The 5,416-nt window shown below is 63.3% G+C and carries 4 protein-coding genes and 1 pseudogene; all 5 read right to left on the reverse strand.

The features are described 5' to 3' along the window. Positions 1-453, reverse strand: a pseudogene (locus VFL62_RS04375) (flagellar motor protein PomA); the annotation flags it as partial. A 340-nt stretch (positions 454-793) separates the two neighbouring features. Then, the gene (locus VFL62_RS04380; protein ID WP_325171150.1) at positions 794-1,513 is read right to left on the reverse strand and encodes an RraA family protein; all 720 of its coding nucleotides are present in this window, start codon (positions 1,511-1,513) and stop codon (positions 794-796) included. A gap of 274 nt (positions 1,514-1,787) precedes the next feature. Then, a complete protein-coding gene (gene pssA, locus VFL62_RS04385; RefSeq protein WP_325171151.1) occupies positions 1,788-2,666 on the reverse strand; it encodes a CDP-diacylglycerol--serine O-phosphatidyltransferase in 879 nt (292 codons plus the stop codon). A gap of 73 nt (positions 2,667-2,739) precedes the next feature. Further along, a complete protein-coding gene (locus tag VFL62_RS04390) occupies positions 2,740-3,438 on the reverse strand; it encodes a phosphatidylserine decarboxylase (RefSeq protein ID WP_325171152.1) in 699 nt (232 codons plus the stop codon). A gap of 52 nt (positions 3,439-3,490) precedes the next feature. After that, a complete protein-coding gene (locus VFL62_RS04395; RefSeq protein WP_325171153.1) occupies positions 3,491-5,371 on the reverse strand; it encodes an ABC transporter ATP-binding protein/permease in 1,881 nt (626 codons plus the stop codon). Positions 5,372-5,416 lie beyond the last annotated feature (45 nt).

Raw genomic sequence — 5,416 nt, forward strand, 5'->3', positions numbered from 1 at the left:
CGCGCAGTCGCCGATGGCGCGGTAGATCTTGCTGCCCTCGTCGAGGTGCATCAGGAAGTTGTCGCGGTCGCGCTCGAGATTGTCGCGGATGAACTCCATGTCGTATCCGTCGGCGATGTAGCGGATGCCCTTGGCGAGGAAGGGCTCGTCGGTCTCGACCTTTTCCAGGCCGACCGGGCCCTGCTTGCGGGCGATTTCGGCGATGCGGGCGAGTTCGTCGACCAGGTCGCGCGCCGACAGCCGGCTCATCGTGAAGGCGAATTTCGCGCCGAGGGGCAGGCCGTGCAGCATCACGCCGAGGGGAAAGCGGATCATGGTGGCGGCAATCGATCCGCCGAAAATGATGATGGCGGCGTGCTCGCTGACGAACAGCTCGAACGAGCCGCCGAGCAGCATCATCACCGCAACGACAAGGATGCCAGCTGCAAGCCCGGCACCCGTCATAATATCCATGAGAGACTCCAACGCGTACGCAACCGACCGGCCGTCCTGGCCCGGTCGCGCAGCCCCCTCCGAGCCACGCACCTAGAACCCTACGGGCCGGCCATTAAAGAGGCGTAAAGGTTAAGCGGTTTGGAGGCCGTATCCTCCGACAAACCGCGAAGTTACGGATCGGAAGATCAGCGATCGTCTCGGCCACGCGTCAACATTCTGCTAACCATTGGCCGCCGCACGCGGTCGCAATCGCACGCGAAAGCACGGGCGCAGCCTGCGCCGGTCCGTCCGATTGCCTCGAGAGCGAGAACGGATCGGTGGTGAGGAGATGGACAACTGCGCTCGCCGCGCCGAATTGTCAGTGAATCTCGGCCGACCGCTTCAGCGCTTCTTTCAGCTTTTCGAGGCTGAAGTCCTTGGACCTCGCGATCTCGAGGATCGGGGTCTCGCGGCGTCCGCACAGTTCGGCGGCGTCGGGAATTTTCGGCGCCAGCTCGGCCGGGATCACGATCGCGCCGTGCTGGTCGGCATGGATCAGATCGTCGGAACGCACCGTCATGCCGGCGACGCGAACTTCACCGCCAAAGTGCTCGGCATGAACCCAGGCGTGCGACGGACCGATCGATCCGGCGAGCGCCTGAAAACCCGGTGCCCATTGCGGAATATCGCGGATTGAACCGTCGGTGATGACACCTAGGCAGCCGAGTGCCTTGTGGACGTTGCTCTGCACCTCGCCCCAGAACGCGCCGTAACCGACGTCGGGACCGTCGACGTCCTGGATCACGGTGATGCGCGGCCCCCAGCCGGTGCCCATATATTCGTAGTACTCGATGCGGCGCCTCGCCTGCTCGTCCGCGGGCAACTGCGATTTCAGGACCGAGCGGATCGTCACCGTGCGCGCATAGCCGACCATCGGCGGCAGATCGGGAAACGGACAAACCAGCGGCTTGGTGGTGTAGCCGATCAGGCGACGCTCAGGCGCGATGACTTCCATGGCGTTGCAGATCGTCGGCGTATCGTAGCGCCCGAGAGCTTGCAGCAGGTCGGCGGGCAGCGGCGCAGGCGCGGAATTCGTCACAGCTTTCTCCAGCGTTCAGGTTTGTCCGCAACGCATATAGCTGACCGCAACAGGATCGGCAAAAGCCGCCCTAGTGGAGTGGATTTGACATTCGCTACCCCGGGCCGCGACCTCGAAAGCGATGTCAAATCCGAAACTCCACTAGTTTCCTATATTTGCTAGCGGTCTTTTGATTCTAACATTCGCAAAGGTGCCTGCCGCGATGGTTCGCGAATGTTAGAATCAGACCGCTAGACAGACGGCTTTGCATTTTCACCCTGTAGAAATGTTTCGATTAGTTCAGCCGCGCCGGCCGATCGCTGTCATCAGCGGCGGCCGACAAGAACGGCGACGGCGGTTCGGCGGCCGCGCCGGTGGCGACGGTTGCCGTAGCCGCGATCGCCTCGGCCTTGCGCTTGTGGTCGTGATAGGACTTCCAACCCCAGGGCAGGCTGAGCAGATACAGCACGGTGCCGATCGAAAGGATCATCCAGGGATAGCCGATCAGCAGTGCGATAAACAGCACCACGGAGACAAAGACCGGCAGCACCATCTCCGGCGGCACGCGCATACGCACCATCTTGCCGGAGAACACCGGCAGTCGCGACACCATCAGGAAGCCGATCACGAGCGTATAGGCCGCCGTCAACATCGCCGGCGGCTGAGGCAGTCCGAGGAACGCGAGATAGATCGGCAGCAACACCGCAATCGCGCCCGCCGGCGCGGGAACGCCGGTGAAGTAATTCGCCGCATAGGCCGGCTTGTTCGGGTCGTCCATGGTCGCGTTGAAGCGAGCCAGCCGCAAGCCGCCGCTGATCGCGAAGATCATCGCCGCGATCCAGCCGCCGTCCTTCAATTGATGCAGTTGCCAGAAATACAGGATCAAGCCCGGCGCGACGCCGAAGTTGACGAAGTCGGCGAGGCTGTCGAGTTCGGCACCGAATTTCGACTGCCCCTTGATCATGCGTGCGACGCGCCCGTCGATGCCGTCGAGCACGGCGGCAAACACGATCGCGGCGACCGCGAGCTCCATCCGCGCCTCCGTCGAAAGACGGATCGCCGTCAAGCCGGCGCAGATCGCCAGCAGCGTGATGAAATTGGGCACCAGCATGCGCACCGGTATCGGTCGAAACCGGCGGCGGCGCAGTTCGAGATATTTGGGATCGATCGCCATAGCACCAATATAGCAAGCAGCGGCTGGCTTCGCTATTGCTGCAACCGTCCGAACGGGCCTTCCCGAGCCGTGGTTAACTGCCGCGGTATGTCCGACCCGGATCGCTCAGGCGGAAATCGGCGAGGATGGTTTCGCCGGCGATCGCCGTCTGGCCCTCGCCGACCAATGGCGCCGTTCCCTCCGGCAGGTAAACGTCAAGCCGCGAGCCGAAACGGATCAGGCCGAAGCGCTCGCCGGCCGCAATCGTCTGGCCCTCCCGCACGAAGGTGACGATGCGCCGTGCCACCAGGCCCGCGATCTGGGTCACGCCGATCCGGCCGTTGGCCGTCGAGATGACCAGCGAATTGCGCTCGTTGTCTTCGCTCGCTTTGTCGAGCTCGGCGTTGATGAACTTGCCCGGCCGGTAGGCGATGCGGTCGATCCGCCCGGCGACCGGGCTGCGATTGACGTGACAATTGAACACGCTCATGAAGATCGAAATGCGCGGCAGCGGTTTATCGCCGAGCCCAAGTTCGGCCGGCGGCAATACCTGCGCGATCATCGAAATGCGGCCATCGGCAGGCGCCACCACGAGACCATCCCGCGCCGGCGTCGTCCGCACCGGATCGCGGAAAAACAGCGCGCACCAGACGGTCAGCGCGGTGCCGATCCACCCCAGCGGCGACCACACCCAGAACAAAACCAGGCTGACAAGCGCAAAGCCGCCGATGAAGGGATAACCCTCAGGGTGGATCGGCGGGATCTGCGCGCGAATGGAATTGGCGATCGACATCCGCTTTCACTACGGTGGCGCCTTCCCCCTTGCAAGGGAGAAAGCCTCAAAATCATTCCGCCGCGGCCGGGGTCACCAGCGCATCGTCGACCGGCGGCGGCTCGCGGTTCGGCGCTTGGTTCTCGTCGGCGATCCGCGCCAGCTTCTCGCGCGCTTCCTGCGCTTCGCGCTGGCGGTTCCACATGCTCGCATAAAGCCCGCCATTTGCCAAAAGCTGAGCGTGGGTGCCGCGCTCGGCAATGCGGCCCTGATCGAGCACGATGATTTCATCCGCCGTGACAATTGTCGAAAGCCGATGGGCGATCACCAGCGAGGTGCGATTGCGCGACACCCGCTCCAGCGCGTCCTGAATTTCCCGCTCGGTGTGGCTGTCGAGCGCCGATGTCGCCTCGTCCAGAACCAGGATCGGCGGCGCCTTGAGAATGGTGCGAGCGATCGCCACGCGCTGCTTCTCGCCGCCGGACAATTTGAGACCGCGCTCGCCGACCTGTGTCTCGTAGCCCTTCGGCGACATCCGGATGAAACCGTCGATCTGCGCAAGCCGGGCGGCCTCTTCCACCTCGGCATCGCTCGCGTCCCAGCGGCCATAGCGAATGTTGTAGCGGATGGTGTCGTTGAACAACACGGTATCCTGCGGCACCATGCCGATCGAGGCGCGCAACGAGGTCTGTGCGATACTCCGGATATCCTGCCCGTCGATCAGGATGCGGCCGCTCGAGACGTCATAGAGCCGAAACAGAAGTCGCGAGATCGTCGACTTGCCGGCGCCCGAAGGGCCGACGATCGCAACCGTCTTGCCCGCCGGCACCTCGAAACTCAGCCCTTTGAGAATCGGCCGATCCGCTTCATAGGCAAAGTGCACGTCATCGAAGCGCACATTGCCGGAGGTGACCACCAGCGGCACCGCACCTGGGACATCCTTGATCTCGGGGTTGCGCGCCAGCACGTTGAACATCTTCTCGATATCGATGATCGCCTGCTTGATCTCGCGATACACCATCCCCATGAAATTGAGCGGCTGGTAAAGCTGGATCATCATGGCGTTGACCATCACGAAATCGCCGACGGTGTTGCCTCCAGAGCGCACGCCGAGCGCGCACATCGCCATGGTGGCGGTGAGCCCGGCGGTGAAGATGATGGCCTGGCCGGCATTGAGCACGGCGAGCGAGGTGTAAGCGTTCACGCTCGCCTGTTCGTAGCGCTCCATCGAGCGGTCGTACCTGGCCGCCTCCCGCGCCTCGGCACCGAAATATTTCACCGTCTCATAGTTCAGAAGCGAGTCGATTGCCTTGGTGTTCGCCTCGGTATCGGAATCGTTCATCTTGCGGCGAATGCCGAGCCGCCACGTGGTGGCAAAGTAGGTGAACGACATGAATACCGCGACCATGGCCAGCGTCGCCAGCACGTAGCGCCAGTCGAACTGCCAGAGCAGCACGCCCATCAGGAGCGTGACCTCGACAATGGTCGGGATCAGCTGCAGGATCACAAGACGCACGATGGTCTCGATGCCGTTGCGGCCGCGCTCGAGCACGCGCGTCAGCCCGCCGGTCTTGCGCTCGAGATGAAAGCGCAGCGACAATTCGTGCATATGGACGAAAGTGATGGTGGCGAGCTTGCGCACGGCATGCATCGCCACACCCGCAAAGATGCCGTCGCGCCATTGCGTCAGCACCGCCATCAGCACGCGCAAGCCGCCATAGCCCACCGTCATCAGTAGCGGCGACGCCACCACCCAGAGCTTCCAGTTCGAGGCATCGACCGGCGCCGTACCCTTCCCGCTCAGGGCATCGGTTGCCCATTTGAAGGTGAAGGGCACCGCCAGGGTCGCGAGCTTGGCCACCAGCAACAGCACCACCGACCACATCACTCGCATCTTCAGGTCGACGCGGTCGCTCGGCCAGATATAGGGCCAGAGATGGACCAGGGTGCCCACCAAGGTCGCCTCGGTGGTCGAGCGCGCCTTGGACGGCGCATCACC

Source organism: Bradyrhizobium sp. (assembly GCF_035701725.1).
GTDB lineage: Bacteria > Pseudomonadota > Alphaproteobacteria > Rhizobiales > Xanthobacteraceae > Bradyrhizobium.

Coding starts and splice junctions, on each gene's coding strand:
- VFL62_RS04390 (WP_325171152.1), bottom strand. CDS start 3,438: ATGTCGATCGCCAATTCCATTCGCGCGCAGATCCCGCCGATCCACCCT.
- pssA (WP_325171151.1), bottom strand. CDS start 2,666: ATGGCGATCGATCCCAAATATCTCGAACTGCGCCGCCGCCGGTTTCGA.